The sequence below is a fragment of the Citrobacter sp. CK181 genome (assembly GCF_030333595.1).
In the GTDB taxonomy this organism is placed as follows: domain Bacteria; phylum Pseudomonadota; class Gammaproteobacteria; order Enterobacterales; family Enterobacteriaceae; genus Citrobacter_B; species Citrobacter_B koseri.
Genome location: NZ_JAOWFN010000011.1, coordinates 472,057 through 488,835 on the forward strand (window position 1 = coordinate 472,057; position 16,779 = coordinate 488,835).

General features: G+C 50.8%; 17 protein-coding genes and 2 tRNA genes. 10 read left to right on the plus strand and 9 right to left on the minus strand.

All coding sequences use genetic code 11. The annotated features are described in order from the left end of the window. Positions 1-162 precede the first annotated feature (162 nt). Positions 163-1,350: an MFS transporter gene (locus OGW17_RS06370; RefSeq protein ID WP_112217366.1), complete on the plus strand. Its 1,188-nt coding sequence runs from the start codon at positions 163-165 to the stop codon at positions 1,348-1,350. On the opposite strand, the gene OGW17_RS06375 is transcribed toward OGW17_RS06370, so the two are convergent. The 3 genes from OGW17_RS06375 to OGW17_RS06385 all read right to left on the minus strand — a co-directional run bounded on the left by OGW17_RS06375 (position 1,327) and on the right by OGW17_RS06385 (position 6,307). After that, complete coding sequence (locus OGW17_RS06375; RefSeq protein ID WP_112217367.1) at positions 1,327-4,101, minus strand: ATP-binding protein; 2,775 nt, start codon at positions 4,099-4,101, stop codon at positions 1,327-1,329. The two genes, OGW17_RS06370 and OGW17_RS06375, sit on opposite strands and share 24 nt — an antisense overlap. Positions 4,102-4,565: 464 nt before the next feature. Beyond that, entirely contained in the window at positions 4,566-5,423 is an 858-nt protein-coding gene (locus OGW17_RS06380; RefSeq protein ID WP_286452144.1) for a DMT family transporter, read from the minus strand. Then, positions 5,423-6,307 (minus strand): MurR/RpiR family transcriptional regulator, encoded by an 885-nt coding sequence (locus tag OGW17_RS06385; protein WP_049133234.1) that lies wholly within the window; start codon positions 6,305-6,307, stop codon positions 5,423-5,425. Before OGW17_RS06385 ends, OGW17_RS06380 begins: the two co-directional genes overlap by 1 nt. 76 nt (positions 6,308-6,383) lie before the next feature. Here OGW17_RS06385 and OGW17_RS06390 point away from each other — a divergent pair, with 76 nt between their 5' ends. Together OGW17_RS06390 and OGW17_RS06395 are read left to right on the plus strand one after the other, a co-directional pair. Next, positions 6,384-7,280 (plus strand): oxidoreductase, encoded by an 897-nt coding sequence (locus OGW17_RS06390; protein ID WP_057630161.1) that lies wholly within the window; start codon positions 6,384-6,386, stop codon positions 7,278-7,280. An 11-nt stretch (positions 7,281-7,291) separates the two neighbouring features. After that, positions 7,292-8,014: a sulfite exporter TauE/SafE family protein gene (locus tag OGW17_RS06395; RefSeq protein WP_097734725.1), complete on the plus strand. Its 723-nt coding sequence runs from the start codon at positions 7,292-7,294 to the stop codon at positions 8,012-8,014. Between the two features lie 149 nt (positions 8,015-8,163). Here the strand turns inward: OGW17_RS06395 and OGW17_RS06400 are convergent, their stop codons facing one another. Both OGW17_RS06400 and OGW17_RS06405 read right to left on the minus strand, forming a co-directional pair. After that, positions 8,164-9,432 (minus strand): tyrosine-type recombinase/integrase, encoded by a 1,269-nt coding sequence (locus OGW17_RS06400; protein WP_112217369.1) that lies wholly within the window; start codon positions 9,430-9,432, stop codon positions 8,164-8,166. A 161-nt stretch (positions 9,433-9,593) separates the two neighbouring features. Next, positions 9,594-9,669, minus strand: a tRNA-Asn gene (locus OGW17_RS06405). Positions 9,670-9,675: 6 nt separating this feature from the next. Here OGW17_RS06405 and OGW17_RS21590 point away from each other — a divergent pair. From OGW17_RS21590 to OGW17_RS06415, 3 genes are all read left to right on the plus strand, one after another. Then, on the plus strand, positions 9,676-9,828 hold the full coding sequence (locus tag OGW17_RS21590) for a DUF5951 family protein (protein WP_153258860.1): 153 nt from the start codon (positions 9,676-9,678) through the stop codon (positions 9,826-9,828). A gap of 1 nt (position 9,829) precedes the next feature. Continuing rightward, the gene (locus OGW17_RS06410; RefSeq protein WP_060816098.1) at positions 9,830-11,329 is read left to right on the plus strand and encodes an EmmdR/YeeO family multidrug/toxin efflux MATE transporter; all 1,500 of its coding nucleotides are present in this window, start codon (positions 9,830-9,832) and stop codon (positions 11,327-11,329) included. An 87-nt stretch (positions 11,330-11,416) separates the two neighbouring features. Next, positions 11,417-11,492, plus strand: a tRNA-Asn gene (locus tag OGW17_RS06415). 101 nt (positions 11,493-11,593) lie between these two features. Here the strand turns inward: OGW17_RS06415 and OGW17_RS06420 are convergent. From OGW17_RS06420 to OGW17_RS06430, 3 genes are all read right to left on the minus strand, one after another. After that, positions 11,594-12,133: a DUF2058 domain-containing protein gene (locus OGW17_RS06420; RefSeq protein WP_012131810.1), complete on the minus strand. Its 540-nt coding sequence runs from the start codon at positions 12,131-12,133 to the stop codon at positions 11,594-11,596. Between the two features lie 127 nt (positions 12,134-12,260). Then, positions 12,261-12,734, minus strand: a complete 474-nt coding sequence (locus OGW17_RS06425) for a cold-shock protein (protein WP_012131811.1) — start codon at positions 12,732-12,734, stop codon at positions 12,261-12,263. Positions 12,735-13,061: 327 nt separating this feature from the next. Next, positions 13,062-13,388: a winged helix-turn-helix transcriptional regulator gene (locus OGW17_RS06430; protein WP_012131813.1), complete on the minus strand. Its 327-nt coding sequence runs from the start codon at positions 13,386-13,388 to the stop codon at positions 13,062-13,064. Between the two features lie 90 nt (positions 13,389-13,478). Here OGW17_RS06430 and OGW17_RS06435 point away from each other — a divergent pair, with 90 nt between their 5' ends. Then, positions 13,479-13,805, plus strand: coding sequence for a nuclear transport factor 2 family protein (locus OGW17_RS06435; protein ID WP_047462801.1), 327 nt, complete (start codon positions 13,479-13,481; stop codon positions 13,803-13,805). Beyond that, the gene (locus OGW17_RS06440; RefSeq protein WP_058669334.1) at positions 13,805-14,584 is read left to right on the plus strand and encodes an SDR family oxidoreductase; all 780 of its coding nucleotides are present in this window, start codon (positions 13,805-13,807) and stop codon (positions 14,582-14,584) included. Before OGW17_RS06435 ends, OGW17_RS06440 begins: the two co-directional genes overlap by 1 nt. Before the next feature lie 155 nt (positions 14,585-14,739). On the opposite strand, the gene OGW17_RS06445 is transcribed toward OGW17_RS06440, so the two are convergent. Further along, positions 14,740-15,591 (minus strand): LysR family transcriptional regulator, encoded by an 852-nt coding sequence (locus OGW17_RS06445; protein ID WP_225622019.1) that lies wholly within the window; start codon positions 15,589-15,591, stop codon positions 14,740-14,742. Between the two features lie 144 nt (positions 15,592-15,735). Between OGW17_RS06445 and OGW17_RS06450 the strand changes: the two genes are divergently transcribed. Both OGW17_RS06450 and OGW17_RS06455 read left to right on the plus strand, forming a co-directional pair. Continuing rightward, the gene (locus OGW17_RS06450) at positions 15,736-16,443 is read left to right on the plus strand and encodes an AzlC family ABC transporter permease (protein ID WP_047462808.1); all 708 of its coding nucleotides are present in this window, start codon (positions 15,736-15,738) and stop codon (positions 16,441-16,443) included. Next, a complete protein-coding gene (locus tag OGW17_RS06455; protein WP_047462811.1) occupies positions 16,440-16,748 on the plus strand; it encodes an AzlD family protein in 309 nt (102 codons plus the stop codon). The genes OGW17_RS06450 and OGW17_RS06455 overlap by 4 nt, the downstream gene beginning before the upstream one ends. The last annotated feature ends 31 nt before the right edge of the window (positions 16,749-16,779 follow it).

Consider the following 16,779-nt stretch of genomic DNA (forward strand, 5'->3'; position numbering starts at 1 on the left):
TCAAGTTAAGCACAGTTAATAACATGAGCAGTATTAGTAACAAATCTCTTTTTCAGGAGCTTGTGCATCAGAATTCAGACGTCTGAAAAAAGCGGTCAAAGAGTTGGGATTTCCGTCTGCTTATACTCCAGACGATATTGAGTTTAGAGCCAGGAGTGGTCAATGCGAACGGACAATCATGAGCTTTCTTCTGCCAGGATTCTTATGCTGGCGATTATTTGCTGTATTGTTGTAGCTAATATTTATTTTAATCAATCTGTCCTGAATTTAATTGCCGGATCCTTTCCCAATGAATGGGGGGCTGTTTCTTTGATCCCCATGGGCACCCAGTTAGGTTATGCGGTGGGCTTATTCTTTCTGATCCCACTGGGCGATTATATTGAACGTCAGCGGCTTATCCTGCGTCAAGCGCAGGTGCTTTTCCTGGCACTGATCGGCATGATGTTATCGCCAACGGCGACAGTGTTGGTGTTCTTCTCCTTCCTTACCGGGATGGCTGCAACAGTAGCCCAACAGATAGTGCCGCTTGCCGCCTCGCTCTCCAGAACTTCTGCACGAGGTAAAACCGTGGGTACGGTGATGAGCGGTGTCCTGGCAGGTATCCTTGCTGGCCGGGCTATCGGAGGCCTTATTGGTCAGTATTTCGGCTGGCGCGGTGTCTTTTTGTCCGGCGCGATCATGACATTGCTGGCTATATTTTTCATCTTGCGCATTTTGCCTGCTCAGTCGTTGCCAACGCCAAAGTTTAACTATCTGGCGGTATTACGTTCATTAGGACAGCTGTGGAAAAGCGAGCCGCAGGTGCGTGGTGCAACTCTTACACAAGCAATGCTGTTTGCCTCCTTCAGCGTGCTGTGGACCGTGCTCCCTTTCTGGTTAGCTCATAGCTACGATTACGGTGCAGGGATAACCGGCACCCTGGCTGCTTTGGGGTTAATCGGTATTCTGTGTGCGCCTCTGGCGGGAAGTTTCAGCGATCGTCAGGGACCATTCCGAATGGTTGTTTTTGGTGTGATACTCATGCTGCTAGCCTGGACTGTTTTTTGGAGATGGAACAGTATTGTGGGTATGGTGGTGGGCATTCTACTACTGGATGCGGGTGAGCAATGTGTACTGATAGCTAATCAGCACACGATTTATTCTTTGCGTCCGGATGCCAGAAACCGTCTTAATACATTATTTATGTGCGTTATGTTTATTGGCGGAGCATGTGGCTCACTGACTGCCACCTGGTTATGGGAGACAACTCATAGCTGGGCGCTGATTTCTTCAGCAGGGGGCGGACTCGTGATCATGGGGATGTTGATAGCCGTAAGACGTAAATATTCAGGCCCCTATTCGGGCACATAACGCAATAGCACTTCTTACATCCGTCGCATTGTCTGAGTCATCAACATCATTTAAAGCGTCCTGTATCAATTGTTTAGCAGCCCATTTTTCCCCGGCTTCAGCCTGCAATGTCGCCAATGAATAAGCAATACGGAGGGCCCAGCCATAAGCCTGTTGCTGGCGCGCTTTGTCCAGGGCCTGCTCCAACAGCAGGCGTTGCTTCTGAGGAGGTAATTGAGTGGCAGAAAGACGCATCAGCTCAGGCGTGCACCAGTTTTCATGATCCTGGCGGGTGGCTCTCAGTGATACCCCGGTATCAATTTCTGACAACAAGGGGGAATATTGCCAGTCTAATCCCATCGCCCGCAACGAGCTAAATAGTGTGGTTTGACTAACATCGGTATGACTGAACTGTTTAGCCCAAACAAGAAACAGCTCGCCGTATGTCTTCCAGAAATATAAATCATGCCTTTTTGCCAGATGAATAAGCCAGTTTGCGGCCTTTATAACCCAACGCGGATTACGATCCAGTGCTGCTGTCATACAAGCGCCTTCAGCCAGTGCACAGCAAAGAGAACAGACATGCTGCAAACGAGCGGCTTTTTTAACACCGCGCCATGCCATCTGTTTCGCGGCCTTATACTCACCCTGTAACCAGAGTAAACGAGACAGAAAGGCCTGACCGGCGCTCTCTTGATCAAGACCAAAACGGAAAGAGTGGCTTAATTCACCATGTTCATACCAATCAAGAGATTGTTGGAGATAATCACGCCCGACATCATGACGGCCCAAAAAATGCAGGGATACACCGAGAATACGCAGCCCGGTTGCCATCGCCTCCTCGTCGGTAATGGACCGTGCTAGCTCGCACATAGATTGCGCATGCTCAAGCGCTTTATCCAACTCGCCAGTACGCAGATAATACAACCATAATCCGTAATGTGCCTGTAAACGTATTTCTTTGTCGTCGAGCTTTTCTGCAATTGTCAGCGCGGTTTTCCAGGCTGAATGTGTTTCAGGCGTAGGGCCTTTTGCCCAGGTTGACGCCTTACCTGCTACAGCGCTGAGATTCATTCTCTGGCGTAGCGTTAATACTACCTGCGAAGTATTTTCATAAAGCAGAGGATATATATGGCGCTGACATTCATCGTATAGTGAATATTCAATCCAAAAAGGGGTCATAGCTTGTAAGATCTCAAGCCCTTTAGAGGGATCAGCTCCCTCAATCAACGTTTGCTGTAATACACTCCGCAAATCATTAAGTATATGGCTATAACGTTCACGCCATTGTCCTGTTGGCAGCATAAACCAATCATCTTGTGCCTCTTTTACCAGAACTTTATAATAGTCGGCAAAACGGGCCTCAAGAACAGTATATTCACCCTGTTGCCTGAGTTTATCGCATGCGAACTGGCGCATGGTTTCCAGCAGGCGGAAACGGGTCTCTGGTACCTGAGTACTGACCTGAATCAGGGATAAAGACAGCAATCTTTGCAGATCGTCAACAACCTGCCAGCGATGCTTGTCTTTAATCAGCAGAAGGTCGCTTACTGATTTCACACTGAACATATCGGTATAGATCCCCAGAGAGCAAAATAATCGTTGTTCACGTGTGTTGAGCAACTGATAAGTCCACTCCAGCGCGGTCAGTATTTTCTGATGTCTGGGCTCCAGAGATCTGTGCGTATTGCTCAATAGCTGGAAACGGTCTTCCAGTCGGCTATAGATCTCTTTGACACTCATGACTGGCAGACGGGAGGCCGCAAGTTCAATCGCCAGCGGCAGACCGTCAAGATGACGGCATAACTCGCCAATCAAAGACAGTTCGCTGGCTGATGGATGGTAATTATGTCGATTGGCCTGCCCGCGTTCGATAAAGAGGCGGACACTGGAAAAAGTTAGTAACTCGTGGGTATCAGCCTCTTCGCTCTCAGGAACTTGTAATGGTGGTAGTAGATATTGTTGCTCGCCGGCAACCTGCAACGCTACCTGGCTGGTCAACAACAGTTTGATATGGGGAGCCAGGTGCAGGAGCAACGTAATCACTGGTTCAAGTTCATTAATTACATGTTCACAGTTATCAATCAGCAGTAAACATCGACGCCGTGCAAGCTGTTGCCGTAAATCGGCATCATTATGAATGGCAGCTAATGGAAGATGGAGCGCTTGTGAAATAACGGATAGCAAGCTGGATGCTTCGGTGATATGAGCCAGTTCAGCCACACATATTCCATCAGGAAAATGCGTGTGTGTAAGACTGACGACTTCCCATGCCAGACGAGTCTTACCCACGCCCCCTGAGCCTGTAATCGTCACCAGACGGTATTGATCCAATAAGGCGCATAATTCCTGCACAGCTTTATCACGCCCCAGAATCGACGCTAGAAAAGGGGTAATAGCGGGCTCAGGTATTTTTGATTTAGAGAGCGGTTCAGTTGGCGAATTGTTGATATTAAAGCGATAACCACAACCAAATTCAGTAACCAGTAGATGGCGGTCATGTCCCAGTATGCGGCGTATAGCTGAAATTTGTGCCTGAAGATTATTTTCTTCGACGATTTCATTTCCCCACACTTGCGTAAGTAAAGATTCTTTATTTACCGCTTTACCTCTGGCACTCACCAGAACAACCAGAACATCAAAAGCTCTGGCAGAAATTCTTACTGGCTTACCCCGATGTAACAGAATCCTTAGCTGTGGCCAGATTTGCCAGTCAGCAAAGTGAATCTCATCAATTGATATCATAGTGTTGAGATCTTCTGTTTTGAGCATCACGAACTCTCGCTATGGAGTAAGCCATTTCTAACGAAAGCGGTTATCAGAATCAGGCTACATGTTGAATGTGTTGCACCGGAGTATCACTATTCAATACCACTTTTACCGTTAATGATTATAAAGCCAATAGTGCTATGTGGCATAGCTTTGCGATCAAACTGGTGATGAAAACTGAACTATCTATGCCAGCCATATCCCATCAGGCATGGCTGGAAAAGCACTCACATGGATAATCATTCGACTAGGGATTAACCTTCAAATAACAGCGTGTGTCCGAACATTTAAATAATGGTGGTACGGGATGCCAATACCAGAACTGATGGCGGTTTATACAGTCTTATCTCAATGGCGCTAACAGCCACAGACAGAGGAAGCGGACTTGATACCTGTACCATAAACAGAGTATATCGACGAACGATCCACGCTGACAATGAGACGACGATTGGCATCCAACGAAGCGATCAAAGGCTAATTATTGCGATGCCGGTCACCACCACCACTGCACCAGCAATCCGGCGTGCCAGATGATTTTCACGAAACAGCCAGTACGAAAGAAGAGAGCCGACAATAATGGATGTTTCCCTGAGAGGAGCGACGAGTGCCAGTGGCATGCTCTGCATGGCTGTCAGTACAAGGATGTAGGCAAGGGGAGAGCATACAGCAATGATAAGGATTGGGATGATATCCACACGTACAGCAGTTGGAATGCGATTTCGTCGCCGCATCGCACCAGGGGTAAGAATCAGACTCTGTAGCAGGAGTGTGCTGGCGTAGTAGCTCACTGGATCCAGGTGCAGAGAGATTACCGAATAACCGTCCCAGAGTGTATAGCCAGCGATGGCGGTGCCTGTCGCTGTCCCCCAAAGCATTCCCTGTAGCGGCCGGCTTCCGCTCCTGAACGGATTGCCGGTGACAACGAAAATACCAGCGATAACGATAAAGGCGCCGAGTAAAGCGCCTGGTGAAAGCCGTTCTCCCATGAGAAGGGTTGCAAACAGTATCGTCAGAACTGGTCCACTTCCTCGGGCAATCGGATAAACAACACCCAGTTCGGCGCGCTCGTAGCCAGCCTGCAAGATTAGAGAATAAGCGATATGAAGTGCAGACGAGATAACTGCGCCGACAGCGAGTCTCCAGTCGAGCTCCTGTTGTCCCTCAACTATCAGAATGAGGCTGAACGGGACCCACAGCAATGCTGAGGCACAGCTGTACGCCCAGACGAACACAAGAGTGTCTTCCCTCTTGTATTTTGAGGCTATATTCCATACTGCATGGGCTATCGCAGCAGTAAGAATCATTGCTACCGTGCTGAACTGCATCAGGACATATCGGGCAAATCAATACCCGCCCGTTCAGCCCGGCGACTTTGTTCTTTATCCCGCAGAGTGAGAGCAGCGACCAGCGTATCAATAACGACGAGCTGGGCCAGTCGACTCCCGGCAGCGGCCATCTGTGCCGGGAGTGGCATTCCGCCAACAACGAGCGAAACGTTGGCGAGTGTCGCCAGTGGGGTATCGTACTGGTTAGTTATTGCAATAAGCGATGCTCCTGCCGAGGATGCTGCATCAGCGATGGAGAGTGTGGATGATGTGCGCCCTGTTGAACTGACGACGATGATGACGTCGCCTGGACCGAGTAGACGAGCAGCAATCATCGCTGATAAATAATCCTGGATACTGACGGTTATCACACCCGCCGTCCGCAAACGAAAGACCGCATCAGCGGCAACCGTCGCAGAGGGACCAGCACCAAATGCAAATACCTGGCGTGCGCTCTGGATTAAATCGACCGCCTCATCAAGGGCGGAGATTTCGATAGCACCGCTGAGCGCAGTCAGTGCGTCTACACCAGCACGAATTGATGTTTCCAGCACTGATGCCAGCGTCGCATCCGCTGTAAGAACTTCAGGCGGGGCAAAGAATTGGGCAGTGCCACGAGCCCGGGCAATCTCTATCTTAAGTTCAGTGAACCCGGTGAACCCGATCGCTCGTGCAGCGCGTATTACTGTCGGCGGTGATACACCAGCACGGGTGGCAACCTGTGCTGCCGTGCTTGTACCGACAAATAAAGGATCGACAAGCAGGAGGTCGACAACTTTAGCCTCACTTGCAGCGAGGTCGCCGCTTCGGGCGTGAATGCTGCCAAGCCATTGCTGTAACCGCTGCTCACCTTCTGAAATTCTATTACCAATTTCTTTATTCATATGTAATATATTACATGTCCTTTGGGAAGGGCACAACCACCACGTAATTAGATTCTGTTGCAAGGAGTCCGCATTCATGAACACTGAAATCAATACAGTTGTTGCTGTTTTAGGTCCAGGTGCCATCGGCACAACAGTCGCGGCGGCGTTACACGAAGTCGACCGCACACCATTGCTGTGTGGACGTACTCCCCGCGATCACCTGACCTTGCAAGATGGCGACCGCTTTATCACCGTACCCGGTCCGGTACAGACGAATCCGGCACAAATCACTCGCACGGTTGATCTTATCTTTCTGGCAGTCAAGTCCACACAAATCGACGCGGCAGCAGAATGGCTCAGGGCGTTGACTGGCCCGGAGACGGTTGTATGCGTGCTCCAGAACGGGGTCGAACAGTTGGACAGGCTCGCTACGTACTCTCTGCCCGGACAGAGCGTTCCCGCTGTCGTGTGGTTCCCTGCGCAAGCGCAGTCCGATGGCTCGGTACGCTTGCGTGGTGAGGCGCGCCTCAGCGTGCCAGACGCACCAGCTTCCCGTGTAGTGGCCGCAGCGCTGCAAGGCACGTGGTGCTCCGTAGATCTGGCCGCGAATTTCAGCTCCCTGGCCTGGCGCAAGCTGATGCAGAATGCGGTGGCTGGACTCATGGCACTCACGCACCGCCGCTCAGGCATGTTTGGCCGTGCTGATATCGCCAGGCTTACGCTGGCTTATCTGCAGGAATGCCTGGCCGTGGCACGTGCAGAGGGCGCTGAACTCGGAGACGAAGTGCCGCAGGAGATCCTCGATAAGTTCCGGGCGGCTCCTGCAGACATGAGCACCTCCATCCTCACGGATCGAGAAGCTGGCCGACCGCTTGAATGGGATATCCGCAACGGCGTCATTGCGCGTCGCGGCCGGGTTCACAGCATTCCAACGCCGATCAGCGACATCCTGGTGCCGCTTCTTGCGGCTGCGAGCGATGGCCCTGGTTGATCCTAAAGCCGATGATTGCACTCTTACTTCTCTTCTTCGTCGCTCTCGGTGCCGGAGTACTCAGCGGTGTCGTCGGCACTGGCTCGTCGTTAATCATGCTGCCCGTCCTCGTCGCCACGTACGGGCCACGGATTGCTGTGCCTGTTATGGCGATCGCCTCCCTTTTCGGCAACATCGGACGGGTGATTGTCTGGTGGCATGAGATTCGTTGGCGACCGGTGTTTGCCTATTCGTTGGCGGGAGTTCCTGCGGCTGTTCTCGGGGCGCACACGTTACTTACGATTTCTCCTGGCACAGTGGAGGTATTCCTGGCAGCTTTCTTCCTTGCGATGATCCCGCTGCGCCGTCTCATCAGACGATCGAACCTCCACTTGAATCTCTGGCACATGAGTTTTGCCGGGGCGATTGTCGGGTTTCTGACAGGATTCGTGCTGTCCACCGGGCCGCTCAGCGTGCCGGTATTTACCGGGTACGGAATGAGTGGAGGCGTATTTTTGGGATCAGAGGCGGCAAGCGCAATCCTGCTCTACGCTGGCAAGCTAGCTACGTTCGGTATATCGGGCGCACTCGCGCAGCCTGTCCTCACATATGGACTTGCCATCGGCATCGCATTGTTCGTCGGTTCGATGATTGCGAAACGTCTCGTCCAGAAACTCCAGACGCATACGTTCGAGCTTCTCATTGATGCCGTTCTCGTCGCTGGGGCAGTAGGGATGATCCTTGCTCTCAAATGAAATGGCACGCCAGGGCTGACGGCGCAAGCGTGTTGTTATTGTGTAACAGCTTTCTACAGGCAGCGACGGGTCGGGGTGGAGGGGTTGGCAAGCCATCAGAAATGAATAAAGCCGTACCAGGGTATGCTGGTACAGCTTTTTGTTATTGTTCATGCAGCTTCGTTGTTTTTATTCCGCCCTGTGTTAAAAGGTGGTACGTATGCGACCCGGCATGTATCGATATAATCTGACCACCACTGCATCATCGCCTTGCGGGCTTCCAGATGCTCAGCCTTATGAATGTAAGCCAGACGCACGGTGTTGCGCTCCTGGTGACTCATCTGGCGTTCCACTGCATCCTGCGACCATAAGCCAGACTCCATCAGGGCACTGCATGCCATTGCCCGAAAGCCATGTCCGCAGATGTCCTGTTTCGTGTCGAATCCCATAAGGCGCAGTGCTTTATTAACCGCGTTTTCGCACATCGGCCTGTACGGGTTATGGTCGCCGGGGAAGACCAGTTCGTAAGCCCCGGATATTTCCTTAATCCGTTTCAGAATAGCTATAGCCTGCTGTGAGAGGGGCACGATATGAGCAGTGCGCATTTTGGCACCGCGCCCTGAATAACGCACACCCACAATGGCTTCGCGTGTGGCGGGTATCGTCCAAATTCTGTTTATGAAATCAATTTCTGACCAGCGTGCAAAGCGCAGCTCACTGGAGCGAATGAACAGATGCAGCGTCAGCAGGACAGCAAGCCGGGTCAGTTCACGGCCCTGATGATATGCTTCAATGTGTTCAATCAGTTCAGGCAGCCGCTCCAGCGGCAGGGCGGGATAGTGGTGTCTCATGGGGGGAGCCGTCACGCCATCAAGATTTGCTGCCGGGTTGGTGTCGATAAATCCCTGATGGACCGCATGGCGCATGATGTTACTGAGGTGCTGCCGCGTGCGGGACGCGACTTCCAGCAGGCCCTTTTCCTCAATGCCTTTCAGCAGGTCAATGAAATGATGGGGTTTAAGCTCCGTGACGGACAGATGACCAATTACAGGAAAGATATGGTTGTTCATGCTGGCAAGTAGACGGCCAGCGGTGTTCTGCGACCACTTTTTATTGTTTTTATGCCATGCCAGCGCCACTGTTTTAAACACCTTCTCTGGTGTGCAGGCTCTGCGTTCAGCAGCCCTCTGCTGTGCCGGGTTGATGTTCAGCGCCAGCATCTTACGGATACCTTCGCGCTGCTGGCGGGCATCAGACAGGGAGACGGCAGGATAGGCACCCAGTGCAATGCGGGATTCTTTGCCGTTTATACGATATTTTAGATACCAGAGACGTGAACCGCCTGGATTAACTAAAAGGTACAGACCGTGAGAATCGGAAACTTTGAAGGGTTTTGCGGATGGTTTTAAGTTGCGGATTTTTGAGTCGTTAAGAGACATTTGGGGGTCACTCCGTCATCGAACCAACTTGACCCCAAATCTGACCACCAAATTCTCCCGATGCAGAGGGAAAACTGAAAATGCATCGGGAAGACTTTTCACGCTAACTGATTGAATCTAAATCATATAGGGATTCACAAAGCGGCATGAAAACAAGAATTTGGCTCCTCTGACTGGACTCGAACCAGTGACATACGGATTAACAGTCCGCCGTTCTACCGACTGAACTACAGAGGAATCGTTGTGGAGGCTTATCTTAGCGGCGAAAAATCTTTTGTCAAACCTCATTTCCCTGGTGACGGTTCAATTGCTGCTTCTCTCAACAGTTTGTTGCAATTGCAGACATTTTACAGGGAAAAAACTTTGCAGCTTTTTGGATTCTCCCTCATTATTTGAAATGAGGTTTCAACTTTCTTCATTAAGGTCCACTTTGAACGTCTCCGCAGCCTTACGCCAGGCCGTCTCTCGTACGCCCTGGTATGCCAAACGTAAGAGTTATAAGGTTCTTTTCTGGCGTGAAATCACCCCGCTTGCCGTGCCTATCTTTCTGGAAAATACCTGCGTACTGCTAATGGGGGTGCTGAGCACCTTTCTGGTCAGTTGGTTGGGTAAAGAGGCGATGGCCGGGGTAGGGCTTGCCGATAGCTTCAACATGGTCATTATGGCGTTTTTTGCTGCTATCGATCTGGGGACAACCGTGGTTGTGGCGTTTAGCCTGGGAAAACGCGATCGTCGTCGCGCCAGGGCCGCCGCGAGACAGTCACTGGTGATCATGACGCTTTTTGCCATCGTGCTGGCGGCGGTTATTCACTATTTTGGCGAACAGATTATTGATGTCGTGGCCGGGGAGGCGTCTTCCGAGGTGAAGGCTCTGGCGCTGACATACCTGGAACTGACAGTGATCAGCTATCCCGCTGCGGCCATCGCCCTGATTGGCAGCGGCGCATTGCGTGGAGCCGGAAATACCAAAATTCCGCTGTTGATCAATGGCGGTATGAATATTCTTAACATCATGATCAGCAGCGTCCTGATTTATGGCGTTTTTTCCTGGCAGGGGTTGGGTTTTGTCGGGGCAGGACTCGGGCTGACCATCTCTCGCTATATCGGAGCCGTCGCCATTATCTGGGTGTTGATGATTGGTTTTAACCCGGCATTGCGTATTACGTTGAAGAGCTATTTTAAGCCGCTGAACTTTACCATTATCTGGGAAGTGATGGGGATTGGTATCCCTGCGAGTATCGAATCTGTTTTGTTCAACGGTGGAAAATTGTTAACGCAGATGTTCGTGGCGGGGATGGGGACCAGCGTTATTGCCGGTAACTTCATCGCTTTTTCAATTGCCGCGCTGATCAACCTGCCCGGAAACGCGCTGGGTTCTGCATCGACAATCATCACTGGCCGACGACTGGGGAATGGTCAGATTTCCCAGGCAGAGATTCAGCTTCGTCATGTGTTCTGGCTATCTACCATTGGACTGACCGCGATTGCATGGTTAAGCGCGCCGTTTGCGGGACTGATGGCCTCGTTTTATACCCACGATCAGGATGTAAAAGATGTTGTCGTGGTTCTGATTTGGCTGAACGCGGCGTTTATGCCGATTTGGTCTGCGTCCTGGGTGTTGCCTTCAGGGTTTAAAGGGGCGCGGGACGCACGTTTTGCAATGTGGGTTTCGATGCTGGGGATGTGGGGCTGCCGTGTGGTTGCGGGTTATACGCTGGGGATTGTGCTTGGCTGGGGCGTTGTCGGGGTCTGGCTGGGGATGTTCTTTGACTGGGCGGTGCGCGCCGCACTGTTTTACTGGCGTATGGTCAGTGGTCGTTGGCTATGGAAATACCCGCGTCCTGAGCGTGAAGAGCGCATAAAATCGCCCGTTCAGCCTGAATCTCCAACGAAATGAAGAATATTTCGGCAAACGAACGTGTTTGTGCATTCAGGCTTTGACAATGCTCGTTGGCGTCGTTAATATGCGCCCCGTTCACACGATTCCTCTGTAGTTCAGTCGGTAGAACGGCGGACTGTTAATCCGTATGTCACTGGTTCGAGTCCAGTCAGAGGAGCCAAATTTAGAAAAGCCCGCTTTTTAGCGGGCTTTTTGCTTTCCGTCATCGGCATTCAGTTCTTTCAGTGCCCGGCACGCCGGACGCTGATCGACAAACGTTGATTACCACATCAAATCATCAGGCACTTTAAAATCAGCATACGGATCTTCTTCGTCCTGCTCTTCCTGACTAAGCGCACTATTTAAGACGATACTGTTAGCATCTCGCTGTGCAATTTTATCGGCTACGCTTGCGGGGATAATCGCGTATTCACATTCCCCACCGTTATCAACAACCAAACGCGCAATGGCGAGGCGGCCATTAATCAACTGGGCTTGCGTCGCCTTATCCACATCTATTTTTTTAATTAAGTTATTATCTGTGAAGTTAAAACCAATATCGCCTTTTGAAATGCTGATTCTATTCATTTCAATAAGTTGCTTCACCTGCGCTTTATATTCTTTAGATAAAGCCGCTTGTTTTTGTTGCTCGCTTAGCTGTTTATCACGCTCAAGTTGCGCTTTTTTATTTTCTTCCACAGCCTCTCTTGCTTCACGCGCCTGAACTCGTGATTTTTTAGCCGTTCTCTGGACTTTGGCCATTTTTTTACTGGTTACTAATCCCGCTTTTAGCATCTGCTCTTGTAAGGTGAGTTTTGTCATCTTCGTTTCTGAAACCGTTGAATAATGTATGTGATTATACCCGTAATTTTTGCGTCTGTACCTGGCGCACGCGAGCCGGAATTCTGTTTATGAATGGCGCAGTATTCCGGCACGGGATTCAGATGAATTACTTGAGCAGTTTCACCGTGGCCTCTATGTCTATCTCATCTTCCGAGAAGATTAACGTCGTTCCCTGGAAGGTGGTGATTGCCAGTTTTCTCAGCGAGCGCATTTCACCGGGCTTTGCGGCTGATTTGGGTCTGATACTACTCATCAGCACGCCCACAGACAGCACCGCGTTTTCTTTATCAATTCGGGTATCGGCTGGCACTTCTTCGCTGTAAACCAGATAAGACTTGATCGACGTGAGCTTCAGGCGCTCGCCCGCGATATAGATGTATTTGCTTTCCGGGATGACTTTCACAGCATAAGCGGACAAGCCTTTGTTATTGGTGGTGGGTTCAAAAGTCACCGCCGCGTCTTTCTTAATCAGCTCAGGGTTGGCAACCTTAATCACATGAAAATAGCGGTTATCACCGTTTTCATCTTTGATAAATCCAAAACCTTTATCTTTAAACCACGTTGTGATTGTTCCGTTCATCGCCTTACCGCCTGGTTAATCGTTTATCTACTCAGTTTTTACAGCGCGCAGTGTAAAGCACAATGCCCACGCAGACCATGTCTTTGGCTTAAGTTTGGGTGATAAATGTCCATCAGACCAGGGGGCCGTTGGGGGAGGGGAGGTTATCAACTCACTGTCACTTTAACTTCTCCATAGTCTTACTTCAATCATATGGAACGTGTCGCAAGAACTACGTCAACATTGTCTCTGGGGACACAATAACAGTGTATTGTGCCCCAGGGGCTGCTACGAGCGAAAACCAGATATCAGTAATTTTCGCTCACGACAAAAAGGCCCCGGTGACAACTAATCCTCGCGTTTTTCCGCCCATTTCAGCATTGCATCAAGGGCCGGGCACAGTTCTTGCCCCCACTCGGTCAGGCGATATTCCACTTTCGGCGGCACCTGAGGGTACACCGTGCGTGATACGATGCCGTCGGCTTCCAGTTGTCGCAGTTGCTGAGCCAGCATCTTCTGTGAAATACCCGGGATCAGTTTTTCAAAATCGGAATAGCGCTGTACTTTTCCATCGAACAGATGAAAAAGAATAATTAATTTCCAGCGACCTTCCAGCAGTCGCAGCACATGCTCCACGCCGCTTGCGGCAGATTCTGGAGTGTATAACTTACTCATAATTCAGTTGCTCACTTTTTCGTGCGTACTTGTCAATTTCACAGTCTATGTTGAAAATTCCTGTACTGTAAACAACGGGAGTAAAGCGCCATGTCATTAGCCCTACCGCACGCTATTTCTGACTATTTCGCGATCAGCAACGGAGCAGATATTGCCAACGTTAAGCACTGTTTTACTGCCGATGCTGTCGTGACAGACGAAGGTAAAACGCATAAGGGACACGCAGCGATCGAGGCATGGCAACGTGCCGCACAGGCCGCGTTTGACTACAGCGTTGAGCCGGTTCAGTTCCTCACCGAAGGCCACCGGGTGACAGTCACCTCAAACGTCGTCGGTAATTTTCCCGGCAGCCCGATAGTGCTTAAGCATGCTTTCGGCCTGGTCGGCGGCAAGATCAACACACTGGAGATTATCTGATGTCGTTAGATCTTGATTTTCAGGACAAACGCATACTGGTTACTGCCGGCACCAAAGGCGTCGGCAAAGCGGTCGTTGGATTATTAAAGCAACTGGGTGCCAGGGTGTTAACCACCGCGCGTCATACGCCCACAGAATGTATCGCCGACGCCTTCGTGGCGGCGGACCTGACCACGGTCAACGGGTGTGCTTCAGTAGCTGAAGCCGTTCAGAAGCATCTGGGCGGTGTCGACGCCATCATCCATGTTGCGGGCGGTTCTACCTCACCTGGAGGTGGTTTTGCAGCACTGGGCGAAACGGAGTGGCAGCAGGAACTCAACCTTAATCTGCTGCCAGCGGTACGCTTAGATCGTGCGCTGCTGCCAGGGATGCTGGCGCAGGGCAGCGGGGTTATCATTCACGTCACCTCTATCCAGCGTGAACTGCCGTTACCGGAATCGACCACCGGTTATGCGGCGGCAAAAGCTGCGCTGTCGGCGTACAGCAAGAGCCTGTCGAAAGAGGTATCCCCGAAGGGGGTCCGTGTGGTTCGTGTTGCGCCCGGCTGGATCGAAACCGAAGCTTCGGTAGCGATGGCAGAGCGACTGGCGAAGCAGGCGGGAACGGATTACGAAGGCGGTAAGCAAATCATCATGAATGCACTCGGGGGTATTCCTCTTGGTCGTCCGTCAAAGCCCATTGAGGTGGCGAAGCTCATTGCTTTCCTCGCGTCATCTCATGCTGCCACCATCACCGGCACCGAATATGTGATAGATGGCGGCACCATCCCGACGGTGTAATCATGTATCTTAATCGGCTCGAATTATGAGCCGATTAAGATCGCCAGAGGCAGAAAATGGTTAATCGTAGCGTCCGTTTTGACGCAAAACAGTCTGACGTAAGTGAACAGTCTGCTATGAGCGATGAGCGGACGTTGAGGCACCTAAAAATCGTCTCAACTTTCAACTTTTCTGACCCGTAATGTCCTGAGGAGCAAATCGTACAAACTATCCACTGCAGGAGAACCCTGGGAAGTACGGCTTCTGAACAATGAGACTTCCATGGGTTCAAGAGGCCCCAAAAGATGTTCACTGCCAAGAATTTGCAGATGAGGCGGCACGCTGCACTGGGTCAGCACCGCAACAGCCAGTCCACTTTCCACTGCGGTAATCTGCCCTGACAGGCTGGAGCTGTTATACACCACCTTATATCTCCGCCCCTGCAGTGCTAATGCGTTGATAGCACTACGTTTAGCAAGGCTTGTACTTTCATAAACCGCAATGGGTAATGGATCGCGCCGCCAGACCTCAAACTGTGGAGAACCCACCCACACCATCGGTTCATAAAACAGTAACGCGCCCTGGTTGGGATGTTCCCGGGAAACCAGTGCCAAATCGAGATCGCCGACCTCAACGCGGGGAATTAAAGACGTTGATTGCTCACAGCTCAGTTCGATCTCGACTGACCCAAAGTTAGGGGCAAATCTCTTCAGCGCAGGGGTAAGGTATTTTGCTGCATAGTCATCAGGGACCCCCAGACGAATACGCCCTGTTAACTCCTTACCGTGAAATGCGGCCTGCGTTTCAGCATGAAGGTCGAGTATCCTTCGGGCATATCCCAGCAGTTTTTGACCTTCAGACGTGAGTTGATGTTGACGAGGACCGCGAAGTAATAGCTGACACCCTAATGCAGATTCCAGCTTTTTAAGTTGCATGCTGACCGCAGATTGTGAGCGATGGACTTCAGGTGCCGCAGCCGAAAGCGATCCCGCATCCACTACCGCGACAAAACATTTAAGCCAGTCCATCTGGAGGTCTTGATAATGCACCTTTGAGCCTTGCATTCGGTAATCAAATATTAACATCAATTATTATGCGTTTTTATCGATTCCACAACACTGTCATAGTGGCCCCTGTTTGCTTTCACTGTTATGAAGTTCATGAGGTCCCGGATGACGCATCACCAGCCCGATTTGTCTCAACTTAATCATTCGCTGATATGGGATGGTTTTCGGCAGCTTATCCCGGTTTCACTGTTTGTCGCTATTTTTGGTGCAGCCTTTGGCCTGGCCGCATCGCAGAAAGGAGTGGACCCGACGTCGGCGACAATGATGAGTTTGCTGGTTTTTGCCGGTTATGCTCAATTCGCCACCTTAGAGCTTTGGACCGATCAGGTTCCTGTATTAACCCTTATCGCCACCGTTTTTGCCATTAATGCCAGGCATCTGTTAATGGGGGCCACTTTATACCCGTGGTTGCGCGCGTTAACACCCGCTAAACGCTACGGGATCATGATGGTCGTTTCCGATGCTAACTGGGCCATGTCCATACAGGCATTCAGCAGGGGAAGCGCGGGGCTGGGATTACTCTTTGGTGGCGGTCTTGCGTTATGGCTTTTTTGGGGAGCAGGAACCCTGGCAGGACTGTATTTCGGGAGCGTTATCCAGGATCCCAAAAGCGCTGGTCTTGATATGGTCATGGGGTGTTTTCTCCTTTCTATGGTGTTCGAAGGGGAAAGAAACCTGAGGATGTGGATTATCTGGGCCGCAGCGGCCAGTGCCTCGCTGATAGCGTATAAATGGTTACCAGAAAATAGTCATGTGATCGCTGGAGCCCTCGCCGGAGGTATTACTGGAATTATCATGAGAGAGAAAAAATGAGTATTGAGACGGTAGGCACAGGACCTCTTATTATTATTTTTGTTATGGCGTTGGTCACCCTCGTTACCCGATGGGGTGGTGTCTGGATTATGTCTTTTGTGCCTTTTAATAACCGAATAAAAGCCTTTATTCAGGGGATGTCAGGCTCCGTTCTCGTGGCGATTTTAGCCCCCGTTGCCCTCACAGGCGACAAAGGCGCTCAGATGGCATTATTGACCACGGCCGTCGTGATGCTGGTTTTTAAAAGACCTTTAATTGCTATCACCCTTGGGATTGTCGTTTCAGCCCTGGTCAGATATTTTTAAACCGTTCTGAGCTAATCCTCCGATACATTTA